This is a genomic window from Vibrio sp. 10N.222.47.A9 (genome assembly GCF_963872585.1).
Lineage (GTDB): Bacteria > Pseudomonadota > Gammaproteobacteria > Enterobacterales > Vibrionaceae > Vibrio > Vibrio splendidus.
This window is the reverse complement of sequence record NZ_CAWNBB010000002.1, coordinates 67,142-85,717: the sequence shown is the minus strand read 5'-3', so window position 1 is coordinate 85,717 and position 18,576 is coordinate 67,142. Positions and strand designations below refer to the sequence as shown.

The following is an 18,576-nucleotide window of genomic DNA, read 5'->3' as shown; positions in this document are numbered from 1 at the left end:
CTTTTACTTATTGTTGAAAGTCACCTTCACTATTGCAGCCTTTGTGCCACCTTTTTATATCTTTAATTTCAGTTACTTAAATAAAAACCCACACTTTCAAATTACTTTTGAGTCATTCGTGTCCAACTCAAAACCCATCATTTGGGTCATTTCTGTCTCGCCGATTTCAGTGGTAAAAAAAGAGCCCGAAGGCTCTTTGGTTCACTGCTTTTTCTCTTATTATTCTTTGGCTAAGCGCTCTCTATACAAACGCTATAATTAGCGACGTAACAGCGCTCTCAGAATCGCCTATGCGTCGCTGTCCATGCAGTTAGCGTAATAAGTTACCGTTGCAGGCCAATCGCTGAATACGCCCATCACACCAACATCTTGTGCCAACACATCAAGCATTTTCATCATATCGCCATCATTGTTGATGCCATCTTTCACACTCTTGTAATACCAACCACCGCCTTGCGCTAGCGGACCAGAACGTTCCAGTGTCCATGCGATAATGTCGAGGTCTGCATCCTTAGCCAGTTTCGCGTAGTTAGACGCCACTAATTCGTTGTTCTTATCAAGTTCAACCAAAGCAAACAGAGGTGGTGCGATGATATTCACGCCCGCATCGTGTAGCTCTTTCATGTTTTCAACAGACGCGACAAAGTCCGCTTGCTCATAAACACGGTCATCAAGATAAACCGCTTGTTTGCCGAACTTCGGTGTTTCGTTGATCCAATACTTCACATCATCCAAGTTGAATGACTGCAGGTAAGTCTCAGAAGGCTTGAAACCCGCCTCTTTCAGTTCATCCACCAACTTCTGCGCATACATCTCTTGGCTAAATCCATTGAAAGGCATATCTACCGCTGCTGATTTCAATTCAGGAGTGACCTTCACGCCGTGCTCTTTAAACAGTGCTGCACTTTCTGCGTGTGTCATCAGTGTACCACTTTGGCTGTAAAGATCGGTTCTCCAACCTGGAGTCCCGTTCATGTACTCTTCAACCGTGGTGGCTTTTGGGTTCGCACCATCCATTTTACCTTTGAGCGTCTTAAACTCAGCCAGCGTGAAATCAGAAGTACGGCACTCAACCTGAGCATCTTCGCCTGTCGCTGGATTAGCTGGTGTAAACGGGGTTGAGCACTTCTTCGCAAGATCTGGGTGTGCTAATACATCGGTCGTCGTGTGCAGATCACTTTGCGAGTGACGGCATACCAACGCCTTATCTTTGGTGAAGGTCACATCACACTCGACAACGCCTGCGCCCATTTGAATCGCCGCTAAATAAGATTCCTTAGTGTGCTCAGGAAACTGCATCGCAGCTCCGCGATGCCCAATAGAAAAATCACTACGATGAAAAGGTCCTTCGCTGCAACTCAACAGCTTAGTTTTCAAAGGGCTCTCATCCATATTGTTGACTAAAAAGAGGGGACGAGGTCCTAAGTTTGCTGGTTCTGCAGCGGCCCATGCCGTTATTGAACTCATGCCTAATATCAGAGCAATCGAACCTTTCAGTATTTGCTTCATGTTTGTATCTCCTTGCAACAAGCAATTATTTTTCTAATGTCCTTTATTCGATCATTCAATGTTGGATAGCTGTCATATATAGATAGCTGTCATATGTTTTTTGACTCAACACCGAATAACCTCGTGTGGGCTGACGCCACAATGTAGGGGTTGCACGCTTTGTGCCAGATGTTAAAGCTCTTTTATTACAATCACTTGAAACAGTTAGCCATTCGACTAAAAACCAAATGGGTCATTGTTGTCTTGTGCTTTTTCTTTTGGCTTTGGTTTTGCTTTTGATTTTGGTTTTCCATTTAACAAACACCTGAACGAATTAGGCTTTGAAACTCTCTTTATCTAATTGGTGTTTCTTCATTTTTCGATAAAGGGTTTTACGCGGTAAATTCAGCTTACTTGATACCTCGTTAATGTTACCTGCGCTTTCTATTAGCGCCTCCGTCAGTACATTCCTTTCGTACTGCTCCATCTGCTTTTCAAAAGCGAAATCTTCTCCGGACGCTTCACAAATTGGCGATTGAAGATCGAAGCCATCGCCGACGATACCCAACACAAATCGATCAGCGACATTACGTAGTTCACGAACGTTACCCGGCCATTCATGCCGACATAGCTGCTGTATCTGCTCAGGATAAATCGTTGATGGGCGCGTCTTATATTTGTGGCTCGCTTGAATCACAAAATGGCGAAACAGCACCTGAATGTCTTCTTTTCGTTGGCGCAGTGCCGGAAGGTTTAAGCTCGCAATGTTCAATCGATAGAAGAGATCGGCTCTGAATTCTCCAGACTCACTCAAGCTCACGAGATCGGCTTTACTGGCTGCGACCACGACGATGTCGACAGGTATCAACTCATTACCACCAACACGCTCAATCATTCGCTCTTGAATCACGCGCAGCAGTTTTATTTGTACCGCAATCGGCATGCTCTCAATTTCATCGAGAAACAGAGTGCCGCCATTGGCTTGTTCTATTTTGCCAATACGCTTCTTGTTCGCGCTAGTAAACGAACCCGCTTCATGGCCAAACAACTCACTCTCAATAATGCTCTCTGTCATGCCACCACAGTTAATCGCGACAAATGGCTTAGTCTTACGACGACTGAATTGATGCAGAGCTTGAGCTATCACCTCTTTGCCCGTTCCCGTTTCTCCGTTGATGATGGTGTCGACGCCAGTATGCGCTAAAGCGAGCACTTGCTTACGTATGGTATCCATCGCTTTTGATTGGCCAATAACCACAGATTCAATCGGTAAATCCTCTTGCTCATCACCATCCGAGGTTGACGGGCAGCTGTGCTGACACTGGGTAATCGCCAAATCAAGCTTCTCCACCAGCTCACTCGAATTAAGCGGTTTTTCTAGGAAGTCGAAAGCGCCCAACTTCATCGCTTCGATCGCCATTGGAATATCGCCATGGCCACTCATCAATAAAACGGGCACATTCGGGGCACGGTGTTGGATTGAGCTCAACAACGTCAAACCGTCCACTTTCGGCATGCGCACGTCACACAGCACAACCGACTGACTGTTTGCTTTAAGCGACTTTAGGCCAAGGTTGGGATCAGTAAAGGTGGTGACACTAAACCCTTCTAGCTCTAACATTTCGCTCACGGCTTCGACGACATCTATTTCATCGTCGATAAGAACTATGTGTTTTTCTGAAATCATGAACCTGTGCCTTTTGGTAGAGTGACGATAAAGGTGGTGCCTTGGTGTTCAACCGATTCCACGTGAATCGAGCCGCCAAAATCTTTTATTATGTTGTATGCGATAGACAAGCCTAGCCCAAGCCCCTTACCTGTTGTTTTGCTGGAATAAAATGGGTCAAACAAATACGGGATATCTTCTTCAGGTATGCCCAGTCCGTTGTCCTTAACCAAAATCTGAGTGGTGTTCGAAAGCACTTGCGTAGCAATACTAAGTTGAGGCTGCTCTTTATGCTCAATGGCATCCAGAGCATTGCTGATGAGGTTCACCAGCACTTGTTCCAAGCGTATGCTGTTGGCTCGAACCGTCAGGCAGCTTTGCGGTAAATACTGAATCGATACTGAGCTTTGTCTGGTTTCGAACAGATCAATCGCATCACCAATCACCTTCTCTAGTTCCACATTATCAATCTTGCCGTCGCTCTTACGTGAGAAGGCTTTCAAGTGACGAGTTATCGCTGCCACTTTATCTAACAAGACCTCGATCTTGTTAAGATTCTCTTGTGCTCTGTCTGGTCTATTTTTACCGAGCCAAAGCTGAGCACTTCGAACGTGGCTATTCACAGCCGTCAGAGGTTGATTAATCTCGTGCGTTATCCCGACACTGAGTTGCCCCAATGCAGCCAATTTTCCTGCTTGGATTAACTCATCTTGAGTCACTCGCAGCTTAGCTTCGGCTAGGGTGCGCTCTTCCACTTCAGCTTCTAATTTTCGGTTGGTTTGCTTAACGACTTTGGCCGTGGTTTGGAATACCTTTAGGTACTTGGCCATTTGCGTCACTTCGTCTTTGCCACGAATGGACACTTCGGTATCTAAATGGCCGGTAGAAATCGCAAACATGTTGTCTTTAAGCTGTAAAAGTCTTTCCAAAATGCTCTTACGCACGTAGAACCATGAAATAGCAGCGGCAGCCAACACGCTAAATAGAGAAAGGAAGAGAGAAATACGCTGGCTAGATTGCAAAGATTGCTGCGCCTGCTGAATCGATTGGTCAATATTGCTATTCACCTTGCTGGTGTTGCTTTCGATCTGCACGGTTAATTGGTTCAAATGCTCACGGCTGTTTTGCAGGAAGTATTGCTCTTGATAAAGATGATCGAGCGCTTTGTTTTTCATCCCATACAAGCTGCTATCGCTTGAGGCAAGGTTATAAATCACCGTGAGTTGATGATCTAATTGAGGAAAATTACTTCTTAAATCACCACTGACCCAGAGCTTCCACCACTCTTCCCCTACCTGCTCTAATCGCAAACTGGTGTAATCCAGTTCATTAAAACTGGAGTCGTTATACAGCTTTTCGACCAAGCCTAATTGGTAATAAAGCAGAGACTTGAGCTGTGTGTACTGGATTTGATCTTTGGCAGACTCAGGTAGGCTATCAAGTGAATCACTGGCCTGTTGCAGTAGCGGGTAAAAACCTTCGAGCAAATTACGAAGTTCTTGGTTGAGCTGTTCTGACTCAATTTCACTTTGATACAACAAGCTAAGGCTGTTATTAACTTGGGCGATAAGATCTTTAAAATAGGAGTGATAGTCCGGGAACTGAACCATAACGCTATTCATCACAGAAATAGCGTCTTCGATTTTTAGCATCGCCTGTTTGTGCTCTAAATTCGATTCAGCGTCACTGAGCTGAGAAGATGTTGTGATAATCACTCGCACCATATCATTTAGGCGTGCGGCATTATCTAAGGCCGGGATTTCACTCTCCTTTAGCTCAACAAGACGTTGGTTTAAATCATCGAAGGTAAAGCTGGAGACAACCGAGAGGAAGATAGTGGTCATCGATAGCATGGCTAACGCAAGTACCAAGCGCAGCTCAATACCTTTCCAACCAAACCACTTACGACGTGGAATTTTGATCGAGAACGGGCGCTCGAAACTATCCTTATTTTCTACAACCTCGGAGACATGACTACTCACTCGCCCCACCTTCTTCTCATCAAATAATCAACAGGAACTGTCAATGATTCAATCAGTTAGGGTGTGAGCCTTACTTGGGCTTGCATCGAATAGCTTTAGTGAAGCTATTAAATGAAGAGTAATCATTAACATTTCACATAAGATATCATAACAATTGTTTTATAAAGCTTGAGCTGTCTGTTTTGCGATAATAGAAAGTGACCGCACCGACAGAAACGTGATTACTTTATCAATACGCCCGTAAATTATACGAATAGCGCGCTCAATCAAGCAGTAAAAACCTTTGATTATTTAATAAGTTAAGGTCTAGAGATCTAAAAAATCGCACAAGCTTTCACTCATGCGATTTCATTTATGTCATGTCCATCGACTAACCCGAGGCTCAACGAACTTAGAGAATAATCATCCCATCGCGATAAGTCAGAGCAGGAGAAACGTCTTGGCCAAGTAAGACCGGGCCATCAAGGTCGACGATTTCAGATTGAACGGCGATAGGCAGAGCTGCACGCATCGCCAAAGAAGTTCCGAGCATACAACCAGACATCAGCGTAAATCCTAGCCTTTGGGCTTCTTCTGCAAGAACCAATGCTTCAGTCAAACCGCCCGTTTTATCGAGTTTGATGTTGACCATTTCATACTTACCCAACAGCGATGAGAGCTGTGAAGTGGTATGACAGCTTTCATCAGCACACAGTGGGATCGGGTGATTGATGTGTGCCAGTGACGCATCGTGCTGCTGTGGAAGAGGTTGTTCGATCATCGCAATATCAAATTCTGTCAGTTGATTAAACAACTCTTCGAGATTCAGCCCCGTCCACGCTTCATTGGCATCCAGTACAATCTGAACATCTGCCGCCGCTTCTCGTACCGCGCGAACACGCTCTACCACTTGCTCGCCATCAAGCTTCACTTTTAAGAGTTTTGCTCCATTTACGACATAGTCTCGAGCCTGAGTCGCCATCGCTTCTGGAGTGCCAATCGAGACGGTCATTGCTGTCACGATTTGATTCGGTAACTCAAACAGGCTATTTGGGAAGACCTGGTCATGTTGTTTGGCTTCAAGCTCCCAAAGCGCACAATCGACCGCATTTCGCGCTGCCCCTCCGGTCAATAAAGACTGAAGATGATCTCTTAGCTCTGCCGGATCGGTAACGCCTCGCTCAAACATACCTTCAAGTGCGCTAGACGCTTGTTGGATTTGCGCTAACACAGACTCCGATGACTCGCCGTATCGTGGGTAAGGGGTGCACTCTCCCTGGGCTTGTTTGCCATCATGTTCAATATAAACACGAACAACGTGACACTCAGTTCGACTGCCACGAGAGATGCGAAAAGCCGTTTGCATCGCGATAGTAATGGGTTCTGCTGTAATCTTCATAATTTCACTCGGTTGATGTTCGCTTTAACAAATGGAAACGTAGAAATGATGAAGTCGTTAAAGTGAATGTCGCAAATGATCAGTAATGTGTTGTACACCAAAACGCACAGGGTCCGTCACGGGCACTTGATAGAGTGTGGTCCATTCTTGGCATAATGTCTCAGCGTCTTCAATGCTAATTGCCGACGTGTTCAAGCAGATGCCAACCAATTTCACATCTGGATTCGTCAGTCGTGCCGCTTGTAAATTGGCTTCAATCGTCTGTTCTATGCTTGGCAATTGAGCGTGAGGAAGGTTACGAATATGTGGTCGCCCGACTTCATGACACAACACCAAAGCGTCGGCTTGTGCACCATGCAATAACCCCAAACTCACGCCTGCAAACGAAGGGTTGAACAAAGAACCCTGCCCTTCAATGATGTCCCACTCGTGGGTGGTAAATTCGGGGCTAATCGCTTCAACCGCGCCGGAAATAAAATCCGCAACCACAGCATCAATCGAAATTCCGCTGCCTTCAATCAAAATACCGGTCTGCCCTGTCGCTTTAAACTGAGCAGATGTTCCCGCTTGTTTAAGCGATTTTTCAATCGCTAATGCCGAGAACATTTTGCCTACTGAGCAATCTGTTCCGACAGTAAGCAGGCGCTTACCCTGACGAGGCTTACCGTTACCAACCTTTAGAGAACCATCAAAATGGCGTACATCATGAAGCTTAGTCAATCCTTGTTGCTGCATGTCAGCAAGCGGTGAAAATTCACTCAATCGTTGATGCATGCCAGATGCAATCTCAAATCCCATTTCTGCAGCGGCCATTATGGTTGACTGCCAAGAATCAGGAATGACGCCCCCCGGATTTGCGGTGCCAATCACTAGCGTTTTCGCCCCCTGCGCTTGCGCCTCTTGCAAGGTCATGTCCATTAAGCCCAGTGAAACGGTATCGCCCGTTAAACGCAGCTGGCCTAAGCAGATTTCTGGTCGCCATTGGTAAATACCACGAGCTGTTTTTGCGGCGAGTGGGTCAGTAACATCCCCAAGAAAAAGAAGGTAAGGTTGAGCGATAGACATAAGTGTTCCTAATTAATAAATCCTTGTATGGATTTACTTTAATTAGGAATTAGGTAGCTGCCGAATACCTATTTATGGCGAGCCTATAACCTTAAGTTATAGGGTGAATATGGCTCTTCAATGAAGCGATAAATTGCTTAACGGAAATTGACTGAGGGGTGTGCTCTGCACAAAGCATCGATACCGAGAATTGGATATCTGGTTGAAGTGGCAACACACAAACCGCATCGTCATTTTGATACTGCTCTGCCGTCCACGGGTCAACGATCGCAAACCCAGCTTGGTGCTTCACCAGTTCCGCCGCCGCGCTATATCCACGTACCGATATCGGATGGTGATAATGCTCATCGCGTGCAATAAGGCTTTGATGTAACAGGAGGCCTAATGGATCGCGGCTATCAAGCCCGATGATTGGCAGCGGATAATTGATAAGATCATCTAGCGTTAATTCTGCCGGTAACTGCTCAACCGTATTGGATGGAACCAAAACCTTGAGTGATTCAGTTAAGAGTGTTTCACTTAATATGGCAGGCGGTGTTTCATCGCCAAATGCGATAGCAATATCAAGCTCATGCTTTAACAGCCCAGCACACAGTTCATCACGGTTTGCTGTCAGTAACTCAAAAGAGAGCTCTTGTTTACTGGAATATTGCTCGCGAGACATTTGAGCAATCACTGGCGTCAGCAACTTGGTCGCCAGAATCGGTGGCGCACCAATACGTAAATGCTGATGGCCTTGCTTCACTTTGTTGGTCAGAGATCGAAATTGCCCCAGCTGTTGATAGACCTTTTCTGCTTCTGGTAATAAGGTTTTTGCTTCGACCGTTGGCACCAACCGACCTTTGACACGCTCGAACAATCCAAACCCAAGTTGTTGCTCTGTATGCGCCAAAATACGAGTCACATTAGGTTGTGACACATGCAGATTACGTGCGGCTCCAGATACGGTGCCGGTTTGCATGATGGCGTAAAAGACTTCCAACTGTCTTAGGTTCAAACTGATGTCCTTATGATTCACGAAAAACTAACAACTTCAGGCATAGAGCTAAAAGCTCAATTACCTATTAATAAATAGTAAGCAGTAAGTTTAGTTTAATAGCTCTTCAATCTTAGGCTGGAGCACTTTTGACCAAGCTTGATAAGCCTTCGCATTCAAATGCAAATCATCACATGAGTACGCATTCGACAAAAGCTGATTAGGTGACAATACAGAATTCACATCTAAGAACGCAATGCCTTGCTGAGAACAGTACTCGCTTATCTTGCTATTGAGCAGTTCCACTGAAGGGTTCAAACCTTGCAGTTTAGAACCGACATAAAGCGTTGATTGCACCAATATGCGAATATCGTTTTCTTGCCACACCTTAAGCATATCAATGTAGTTCTGGTAGATATGTTCGACATCATAACCTTGAGCTAAATCGTTTATCCCTGCCATAAAACATACAAGCTTTGGTTTCACATTCAACGTGGTATCAATACGGCGCAACATACCAGTTGTGGTGTCACCCGCTAAGCCGCGATTGACCATCGAGACATCGCGGAAAATATCCGCCCACGGTGCCCATTCAGTGATCGAATCACCAAACATCACTAAGTCTGCATTTGGAGAGAAATGACGGTGATTGTCTGATGTCATGATGTAACGGCTCATGCTGTGGCCTCGTTGCTGAATCTCAGACTGAAGACCAACTGCCTTGAGGATATCACTATCCGGCGTAGTGCCATCAAATTGAGCCAGTAACCCTTCGATGTGTGGCTTAAAAGGGCTAAGACGAGTACTCAGTTGGTGGTGTTCTTTAAGGGAAGATAACCTCTCTAATAGTGCGTATAGAGAACTATTTTGACCAACTTCTTGGAATAACTGATACAGATCGAGGACAGGGTGTTGTTGCAGCGCGGCAAGTAATTGCTTGTCTTCCATGGTGTTATCTAACCCTTCAATTATCTAATGATGAACCAAAGATAATATCCGATTGCTTACGGGATAGATAACACTAGAAGCAGAGCGTTACTTAATCTGAACAAGACACATACATGCTGAATAAAATTTATGGCCGTACAAATCTCAACTGGGACTCAAAAACCAGCACTTCATCATAATATGCATAAGAAATTAGCCACATATTGTGACCCCAGTCTCTCAGCCTACCGTCTACTCCTATTGCCACTATTTAACGGAGGATTTATAGAATATCAGGATGGTGAATAATAAGTTAAATCATAATAATAAGGACCTTAACGTGAAACTTTCTCTATCCAATACCGCGTTGGCCGTTACCGCCATCCTACTTGCAGGTTGCCAATCTGCACCTGAATCAGTTCAAGAACCAACGACATACCAATGCCAAACGAATACGAATGCCGACGTGAATGACTTGAGGATCTATCAAGTGATGGTCGAAAGCTTTGTCAGTGGCGATGACTCAATTGGTCATGGGACAGGCTACGGAACCAGTCACCATAACGGAGATATCCAAGGTATTATCGACTCACTTGATTACATTGAATCTCTTGGCATGAACGGTATTTGGCTAACCCCAATCTTTAATTCAGAGCCTATCGAAAACCAAGACCATTGGACTGATAGATTGGATGCAACCGGTTATTTTGCCACTGATTATTTCAATATCGACCCTAGATTCGGAACGATGGAAGAAGCTAAAACCTTAGTTGAAGAAGCGCATGCTCGAGGGCTTTACGTCTTCTTTGATGGCGTATTTGGCCACCACAAAAAAAACGTAGTGCCGTCACCAACAGGTAAGGTGCCCCAAGGAGAGGATAATCCAGTCGCATACCCTGAGAGCCTAGCCTTCTATCAAGAAGTTGCCGAGTATTGGATCAAAGAACTCAAAATCGATGGTTGGCGCTTAGATCAGGCTTATCAAGTGCCAAAAGAAGCTTGGAGTCAAATCAGAGAGACGGTAGACACTGCTTCTTCTCAAGTCGAATACGTAAACAGCGAAGGTAAAACCGTGAACCCTCTGGGTTATATGGTCGCGGAAATTTGGGCCGGTGAGAACCGTATTATAGAAACAGGTTACGGTTCAAATGAAGCACCGGCCTTATGTTCTGCGTTTGATTTCCCGATGCGCTACCGCCTAACAGAAACCTTTGCCGTAAACGAAGCTGGCGTGGGGAACAAAGGTGGAGAATGGCTTGCAGAAGGCATGTCTTTACATTCGTTATACCCAGACCACGCAAAGCCCAATTTGATGATTGGTAACCATGACCTTGTTCGCTTTGGTGACTTATTGCAGCGCGGTGATATCGCTTCTCCACAAGACAAAGAGTATTGGCAGCGCTATAAAGCGGCATTTTCATTCCAAGCGGCTTATACAGGCCCAATAACCACCTACTATGGGGACGAAATTGGCGATCAACTAGAAGGTTTTTCAGATAAAGTTTGGACTGATGACTGTGCCATTGATGGCTTGTGCGATGACCATGTAGCACGTACTAGCGGTAAAGTGGAAGGTGTCACAACTCAACTCAATACCAACGAAAAAGACTTAAAGCAGTACGTTACAAGCTTAATGAAATTGAGGGAAACGCACCCCGCTCTATCACAGGGTAAACGTACAAACCTAATCGCCAACGATATCGCATATGTCGATCACAAAGCCTATGAAGGCGATGCAGTTATCTACGCAGTGAACGTTACCAACAAAGAGCAGACCATAAAACTAACCAAAGAAAAAGCAGGCTCCAAAGCTGAGCTGACGGATATTGAATCTGAGCAATCTATATCAGCAATTGATGGTCATTACTCTATAGTTCTAAACCCTTTTGAAGCTCGTTTCTTGTCGATAACACAACCAAATAAAAAAGGTCCTATAGCAGCCATAATGGCGACAGGGAATGAAGTTGGACAAGGTTTCATGGCTAAATGTAATAATCCAACGATTAACGCTGAAGGGCCAATTTCAAGCCCACTTTATGTGGTTGGCAACTTTGCTGATTCAGGTTGGAAACACGTAGCTAAACGAGAGTTTGAGTATAAAGGTGGAAACACTTACCAAGTCGTTACCACTGAAAAGCCCGGTAGCTATCGCATGCAATACGCGTCTAAAGCTTGGTCACCACAATTTACAGCGGATGGGCTCAACCTAAAACTGGGACAACTAAACTCGTTAACTAAAGGTGGTTACGGGCAAGATACTGCTATTACCATCCGTAATCCAGGGCAGTATGTATGGAGCTTACAGTTCGATGAGGCGGGACAACCATTAAAAATTATGGCTTCCAAATGTGCTGAATAGCCAAACCTAAGTTCCAAGATCAACCAAGTAAAAACCCCTTATTCCTACGAATAAGGGGTTTTCTTTAATCGACATTGGATATTAAAAGACCACATACGATTAGAACGATATCTAGCCCTGCTTCACTTGCAAGTGATTACGGTTATCGCGGCTCTTTTTAATCAGCTCGTTGCTCTCATCCATTTCATCTGACTTTGCAAGGCGGTCATAAAGCAGCACGTTAACCGTCGCAGCCAAGTTCATGCAACCAACCGTTGGTACATACACAACGTGATCAGCTCTATCCGCAACATCTTGAGAAATTGAGCCATCTTCAGGACCAAAGATATAGATAGCATTTTCAGGGTGTTTAAAACGAGGCAGTGGTGTCGCACCTTCTGCTAGTTCTACACACACAATCTGAGTTTCCGCGTCAAGATTATCTAAAAATGACTCAGCGGCAGTAAGCGGGATCGTGCGCGCTGCGCTCTTCGTATCAGTGTGGAATTTAGCGGCTTTTTCGTAGCGTTGCCCTGTGTATTTAACTTCGTCGACTTGGTAACAACCAGCCGCACGCATAACAGCGCCAACATTCGTCGGGCTCTTTGGGTTAGTTAAACCAATAATCACATGGCTTTTGTTCATGAATATTTCTCACTTAACGAATAAACATAGCAAGGTGCTACAAAGGGCCGCATTCTACCAAAACAACGTCGAATTCAAAAGCATCGATACAAACTCGCTTTTTCGCTCTTAAGCCTTTAATTGCAAGGCTTCTCACATTAAAAACTTAACCGCCATCATGTTTATCAAACAAAAATATTCTAGGGTAACAATTAGACAACAAGCCCATTTACATTTTGAAACCACATTAATAATGTGTTGAAAATTGTATGAGAAAATCACACAGGAAGCGTGAAATGACCCTAACCATCAAAAACCGCCTTTATATTCTCTCTTTCATTCCTTTGCTACTAATGGCAATTGGCATGATGAGCGTGACGTATATGAAGAGCACCGAGCTAACCGCACAGCAAGTAGAATCGACGCGTAGCAATATGATGGCGATGAAAGAAAAGGAACTCAAAGCGTACCTGCAAATGGCCTACTCTTCGATCAGCCCATTTTTAGATAAAGGGGCAACACTAGAAGAAGCTCTACCAACATTGAAAACCCTAGAATATGGCGAATCAGGCTATATTTTTGGCTATGACTCTAAAGGTGTCCGAGTTGTGGTTGGACAAAGTAACGATGGTATTGGTAAAAACTACTATGACCTTCAAGACAAGCAAGGTAATTACCTAATCCGAGACCTGATCAAGAACTCAAAACTGGGTGAATTTACGACTTACTATTTCCCGAAACCGGGCCAATCTGTCGCGTTACCAAAACTCAGCTACTCAGTATTTGTTCCGCAATGGGACTTAATGCTTGGTACCGGCTTCTACACCGATGACATCGACGCTGTTATTGCCGAGATGAAAGAAAGTTCGAATATCGCGCTACAAAGTTCCCTGACTGCTATCGCGATTTTCTGCGGATTGATTGCCCTAGTGGTCGCTGTGTTTGCCGTTGCAGTAAACCGCACCATAATGCAACCTCTTGAGCAGTTCGATCGTTCAATTAGTGCCTTTGCAAGTGGCGAGGCCGATTTAACCGCTCGAATGGAAAAATTCAAAGCCCCTGAGTTCACTAAGCTCAGCGAGAACTTCAACGCCTTCGTTGCTAGCCTACAAACCATCATCCGCAGCGTGAGTGATGTTGGCCAGCAAGTCGTCGCTGAAACCAGCAGTATGTCTTCTCGCGCCGCTCAGGTTGATGAAATTGCCACAGGTCAGCGTGAAGAGACTGAACAAGTTGCAACAGCAATGACCGAAATGACAACAACAGCACAAGAGATCTCCAGTAACGCAAGTCAGGCGGCTGACTCAGCGAAGCTTGCAGAGGGTAATGCCAAAGAAGCGCAACAAATAGTGAACGCTGCTGCCAACTCTGTTGCTAGTCTTGCTAGCGAAGTGTCAGAAGCCAACACAGTGGTATCTAGATTAGAAGGTGATGTACAAAACATTTCGTCGTCACTGACGGTCATTCAAGATATTGCCGAACAAACAAACTTATTAGCACTGAATGCAGCAATTGAAGCCGCTCGTGCAGGTGAGCAAGGGCGTGGATTTGCAGTGGTTGCGGACGAGGTTCGTAAACTGGCAAGCCGAACTCAAGAAAGCACTGGCGACATCCATAAAATGATTCAGCAGCTAAAAGCCGCGTCAGATGCTGCCGTAAAAGCAATGGATTCGAGCCAAAATAAAAGTGCTCAAACGGTGGAAGAAGCGAATGCCGCAGCCGCAGCACTGGCGAAAATCCAAGAGTCGATTGATACGATCATGGACATGAACTCATTGATTGCTACCGCGACAGAGCAGCAAAACATTGTTGGCCAAGAGATATCTCAACGCATTGTGGTGATATCCGATCAAAGCTCACAATCGGCATCATTAGCGAATCAAAACCGTGCGGGTAGCCAAAACCTCAACAGCCGCGCAAATGAGCTGTACCACTTGGTTGATCGCTTCACGGTCTAGGACATTTACGGTCTATTAAATAGTAAATAAACGCTACTTATAATAGTAAGTAAACGCTGCTTATAAATAGCAAGTAAGCGCTACTTAACGTTAAGACTTTTCACACTAAATAAGAACGGGCTTCAGAATCTCTACTCTGAAGCCCGTTTCTAATTAAATGGGGTATTGATGTAAGGGAGCATATTGCACGGCTCTAAGACCCAAATTCAGCCTCAACACAACTTTGATTCAGAGGACAATGTTCACACTTGGGCTTAGGGTTACAAAACTGCTGACCATGTTCGACTAGCAAACCATGATAGTGACCGTACTTTTTAGTATCTAGAGGGATCACGCTTTCCATCAAGGTTCGAAATTTTTCATACGATTTAGGCACATCGAGTCCATTGCGAGTGAAGATCCTTCTTGCGTACGCATCAATCACAAAAGATGGTTTACCTATCGCATACACCAGAATCGCGTCAGCCGTTTCACCACCGATTCCTTTGACTTCCAATAGCTCTTTTCGCAGCTGATTTTTGTCCTGTTCTCGCACCACAGACATATCGTATTGGTACTTCGAAAACCACTCAGTCACAGCCTTCAACTTAATGGCTTTTTGATTGTAGTAGCCACTCGAACGAATCTTTTGGGCAAGATCATCAAGACCCATCTCGGCTACTGAGCTTGGATCGCACTTATCGCCTAAGTTGGTGAGCGCTTTCTCTGCGTTCTTCCAGTTGGTGTTTTGAACTAGAATAGCGCCCAAAACTATCTCGTAAGGGTCTTCCCTTTGCCACCAATCAAAATAGCCATAGTGCTGCTCAAGGGTGTCGAACACGCTAAGGATCAGCTCGGCTTGACCCTTTGAATTGTTGTGGCTTTGGGTCATAGAACTAATCCAATTGCTCAGACAGGAAGTCCACAAGCAAGCGAACCTTTGAAGACAGGTTACGGTTCTGAGGATAAAGCGCCCATATCCCTTCTTTGTCGTCTCGATAATCGGATAACACTTCGACCAACTCTCCCGACTCTAGATCTTCACTCACGTAATATTCTGGCAGTTGAACCAAGCCAATGCTCTGTTTAGCGGCGTCCAATAAGGCTAGGCCACTGTTACACCTAATTCGTCCATTAACACGAACCGAGCGAGGGCGTTTATTTTCTTTGAAGCGCCAATGTTCAAAGCCACCGACCAAACATTGATGGTGACTCAATTCAGAGAGCGTATGCGGCTCACCATAGCGTTCAATGTATTCAGGGCTTGCACATACATAAAGCTGTCGCTGCGATAACTTCTTTGCGACCAAGCTTGAATCTTCTAAGCGGCCAAGACGAATCGCCACATCAACACCAGAATCGATAAGATCGAGCTTTTGATTGGTCAGCATCAACTCAAGTTCTACTTGTGGGTAAAGCTTTAAAAATTGATGAAGTATTGGGGCGAGCTGGCGCTCACCATAAGTCACAGGCGCAGTGACTTTCAGTAAGCCTTTTGGTGTGGATTGCATCTGCGTGACCGCAAGCTCAGCAATTTCTAAGCCTTCAACCAGCAACTTACACTGCTGATAATAGAGTTGCCCAGCCTCTGTTAGAGAAACCTTACGCGTCGTTCGATTGAGCAGTTTCACCGCGAGTCGTTCTTCGAGGTTTGCTACTCTACGACTGATTTGAGCCACCGACGTAGCGAGCTTCTGCGCCGCACCGGTAAAGCTTTCACGCTCTGCCACTGCAACAAACTCACTTACCCCTTCCCAATTGGCCATGCTTTTACCTTATGCTAAACGATGGTTACCCAGACAGTGTATTGAAGATAGATATCAGTGTCACCTTGCTTGATATGCGCTGTTCATAAATCTTCGGCACCTATAGTCATTCCCTTACAGAAACATATTTTTGTCCTAACATTAATCTTATCCCCTATTGCTAGGGTGAGAATATCTAAAGCACTAGTACAACAAGGTAAGGTATCCCTATGAAGAAATTAATCATACTTGCATCATCTCTTGTACTCAGCACCACAGCGTTTGCAGCAACTAAAACAACGATTCAAGAAACAACGTTAAAATCTGACACATATGCTAGTGAAGCCGAAGCATACGATGCAGGCACCAACCTTATGGACGAGTTAAGCGCAAAGACACCTTTTGAGCTTTCTAGAGAACTGCCACAGTTCCAACAAACAACAAAATACGATTCGTTCAAGATTGATGACGCGAATATGGAAGTGAAGAAAATCACGAATATGAACGGCGACATTCATTACCAAGCGAACGTAAAAGTTGACTACCGTTACACATACAAAGACGGTCGCAGCAGCTAACACCGAATGATTGATTAGATCTAAAAACTGATCACCTAGTCAAAAAGAAAGCCCGCACTCATAGAGTACGGGCTTTTTTTCGTTCAGCGCTGATTAATGGAATTCAAACGAGCAACCATTATCAGCTCATATTCGTCTGTCTAATTTTGAAAATTACACTTCAAACTGAGACACAAGGCTATCTAGCGCTTCACACTGTTCGGCCAATGCCATACATGCATTTTCTGCGCTGCTCGCCATCTCAACCATTTGCATGGTGCTTTCAGCGATGCGTTGAACATTCTTATTCACTTCTTCAGACACTTGAGACTGTTGCGAAGCCGCCGTCGCGATTTGTGTGTTCATGTCATTCATCTTGCCGATTGAGTTGCGAATCTCACTCAATGAAGACGCCGCCGTTCCTGCCTGAACTATGGTTTTCTCGCCACTCACTTTGCTTTCAGTCATTACACCAACCGCGTGTTTCGCGCCAACTTCTAAGCGTTCAATCATTGATTGGATTTCGCCAGTGCTGTCTTGAGTTTTACTCGCCAACGCTCTTACTTCATCTGCGACTACGGCAAAACCACGGCCTTGCTCACCGGCACGAGCTGCTTCAATCGCCGCATTCAATGCAAGCAGATTGGTTTGCTCTGCAATGCCTTTGATCACGCCAAGAATTGAAGCAATGTTCTTCACATCGGTATCCAACTCCTGAACCACGCCACCCGCGTTCTCGATATCTTGCGCAAGGCGTTCAATAGAAGTCACGGTTAAACCCAGCGTCGTATCAGCCGATTCCACTTCATGATTGGCAACGTTACTTGCAGTTGCGGCATCCAGTGCATTACCACTGACCACTTCGCTAGTTGCTTGCATTTCATGAACAGCCGCAGCTACCACTTCACTTTCTCGCTGCTGATTTGAAGAAAACTCAGCAACACTTTGCGTGAGTGATTTGATGTTTTCCATCTCGCCACGTACTGCGTTCGATGTGAGAATAACTTGTTCCACGGTTACATGGATCTTGCCAACAAACTGGTTAAATGCGGAGCTTAAGCGAGCAATTTCGTCGTTGCCTTCAACCTTCATGCGTTGAGACAAGTTACCGTCGCCCGATGCGATCTCATTCATCGCTTTCTCTACGTTCTGGATTGGTTGGACGATAAAACGGTTAGATAACCACATCGCAAAAAGCGCAGCGAAAACAGCGACCGCCATACCCACTTCAATGATCAACTTACTTGATTCGATAGAGTCAGCAGCTTGCTGACGAAGCTCTTTCTGCTTCTGTTCAATCAGGGTTCTGATATCACGAAGCTGAACACGAATGATTGCAAACTCAGCGTCTAATGCTGGCGAGTAATTGATGTTGTATTGGTATGCGCTAGCAGGATCTGCAAACATTGGTTCATGCAGCGCCACCCACTTGCTCATCGCGTTCACAAGCTTTGACAACTCACTGCGAGAAGAAGGATCCAGCACGCCCGCTGTATATAAAGTTTCCACACTTTCAAAACGAGGAACCGCTTTGTAAGCATTATCTTTAAATTCAAATTTTTGGTACTCAATCGCCGCTTGGTCTTTCGCGAGTAATAGACCTTGAGCAGAAGCGATAACTTGGTAAATGTCACGATACCCATCTTCCAAATTGTCTAGCACGGGCTGAACCACATTATTCAGCTCATGGTTGATCGCAGCCTGAGCATTAGATCTAATGACATTAAGCACAGTAACAGTCGAGAAAACAATCACGATCACCATTAGTGGAATCGCAATTTTACTCTTAATAGATAGGTTGTTGATACTCATAAGGGGGTTAATAACCACACAGTAAATAGGGACGCGCGCATAATATACAGTATCAATATAAAAGCTAGCTAAAAGTTTGTG

The 18,576-nt window shown here is 45.0% G+C and carries 14 protein-coding genes; 3 read left to right on the top strand and 11 right to left on the bottom strand.

Translation table 11 applies throughout. From position 1 onward, the window contains the following. Positions 1 to 288: 288 nt before the first annotated feature. The 7 genes from AACT19_RS01360 to AACT19_RS01330 form a co-directional block, all read right to left on the bottom strand. Positions 289 to 1,509, bottom strand: a complete 1,221-nt coding sequence (locus AACT19_RS01360) for a glycerophosphodiester phosphodiesterase family protein (RefSeq protein WP_029222231.1) — start codon at positions 1,507 to 1,509, stop codon at positions 289 to 291. A 313-nt stretch (positions 1,510 to 1,822) separates the two neighbouring features. Then, a complete protein-coding gene (locus tag AACT19_RS01355; RefSeq protein ID WP_017076895.1) occupies positions 1,823 to 3,175 on the bottom strand; it encodes a sigma-54-dependent transcriptional regulator in 1,353 nt (450 codons plus the stop codon). Further along, positions 3,172 to 5,145, bottom strand: a complete 1,974-nt coding sequence (locus tag AACT19_RS01350) for a sensor histidine kinase (RefSeq protein ID WP_076644875.1) — start codon at positions 5,143 to 5,145, stop codon at positions 3,172 to 3,174. Before AACT19_RS01350 ends, AACT19_RS01355 begins: the two co-directional genes overlap by 4 nt. 382 nt (positions 5,146 to 5,527) lie before the next feature. Beyond that, the gene (gene dgcA / locus AACT19_RS01345) at positions 5,528 to 6,514 is read right to left on the bottom strand and encodes an N-acetyl-D-Glu racemase DgcA (RefSeq protein WP_076644874.1); all 987 of its coding nucleotides are present in this window, start codon (positions 6,512 to 6,514) and stop codon (positions 5,528 to 5,530) included. 57 nt (positions 6,515 to 6,571) lie between these two features. Beyond that, a complete protein-coding gene (dgcN, locus tag AACT19_RS01340) occupies positions 6,572 to 7,579 on the bottom strand; it encodes an N-acetyltransferase DgcN (protein ID WP_076644873.1) in 1,008 nt (335 codons plus the stop codon). Positions 7,580 to 7,670: 91 nt separating this feature from the next. Continuing rightward, complete coding sequence (locus tag AACT19_RS01335) at positions 7,671 to 8,576, bottom strand: LysR family transcriptional regulator (RefSeq protein ID WP_076644872.1); 906 nt, start codon at positions 8,574 to 8,576, stop codon at positions 7,671 to 7,673. A gap of 90 nt (positions 8,577 to 8,666) precedes the next feature. Continuing rightward, positions 8,667 to 9,503 carry an SGNH/GDSL hydrolase family protein gene (locus tag AACT19_RS01330; protein WP_076644871.1) on the bottom strand — a complete coding sequence of 279 codons (837 nt, stop codon included), beginning with the start codon at positions 9,501 to 9,503 and terminating at the stop codon, positions 8,667 to 8,669. 277 nt (positions 9,504 to 9,780) lie between these two features. On the opposite strand from AACT19_RS01330, the gene AACT19_RS01325 reads away from it, so the two are divergent. Next, on the top strand, positions 9,781 to 11,841 hold the full coding sequence (locus tag AACT19_RS01325; RefSeq protein WP_076644870.1) for an alpha-amylase family glycosyl hydrolase: 2,061 nt from the start codon (positions 9,781 to 9,783) through the stop codon (positions 11,839 to 11,841). A 111-nt stretch (positions 11,842 to 11,952) separates the two neighbouring features. Here AACT19_RS01325 and AACT19_RS01320 read toward each other — a convergent pair whose 3' ends face one another. Beyond that, complete coding sequence (locus tag AACT19_RS01320; protein ID WP_004732974.1) at positions 11,953 to 12,465, bottom strand: RNA methyltransferase; 513 nt, start codon at positions 12,463 to 12,465, stop codon at positions 11,953 to 11,955. Between the two features lie 275 nt (positions 12,466 to 12,740). On the opposite strand from AACT19_RS01320, the gene AACT19_RS01315 reads away from it, so the two are divergent. Further along, complete coding sequence (locus AACT19_RS01315; protein ID WP_076644869.1) at positions 12,741 to 14,402, top strand: methyl-accepting chemotaxis protein; 1,662 nt, start codon at positions 12,741 to 12,743, stop codon at positions 14,400 to 14,402. Between the two features lie 193 nt (positions 14,403 to 14,595). Here AACT19_RS01315 and AACT19_RS01310 read toward each other — a convergent pair whose 3' ends face one another. After that, the gene (locus AACT19_RS01310; protein WP_076644868.1) at positions 14,596 to 15,273 is read right to left on the bottom strand and encodes an endonuclease III domain-containing protein; all 678 of its coding nucleotides are present in this window, start codon (positions 15,271 to 15,273) and stop codon (positions 14,596 to 14,598) included. Between the two features lie 4 nt (positions 15,274 to 15,277). Beyond that, on the bottom strand, positions 15,278 to 16,147 hold the full coding sequence (locus tag AACT19_RS01305) for a LysR family transcriptional regulator (RefSeq protein ID WP_065605854.1): 870 nt from the start codon (positions 16,145 to 16,147) through the stop codon (positions 15,278 to 15,280). A gap of 209 nt (positions 16,148 to 16,356) precedes the next feature. Here AACT19_RS01305 and AACT19_RS01300 point away from each other — a divergent pair, with 209 nt between their 5' ends. Further along, positions 16,357 to 16,704: a DUF3316 domain-containing protein gene (locus AACT19_RS01300; protein WP_076644867.1), complete on the top strand. Its 348-nt coding sequence runs from the start codon at positions 16,357 to 16,359 to the stop codon at positions 16,702 to 16,704. A gap of 153 nt (positions 16,705 to 16,857) precedes the next feature. Here AACT19_RS01300 and AACT19_RS01295 read toward each other — a convergent pair whose 3' ends face one another. Further along, a complete protein-coding gene (locus AACT19_RS01295) occupies positions 16,858 to 18,495 on the bottom strand; it encodes a methyl-accepting chemotaxis protein (protein WP_076644866.1) in 1,638 nt (545 codons plus the stop codon). Between the last annotated feature and the right edge of the window lie 81 nt (positions 18,496 to 18,576).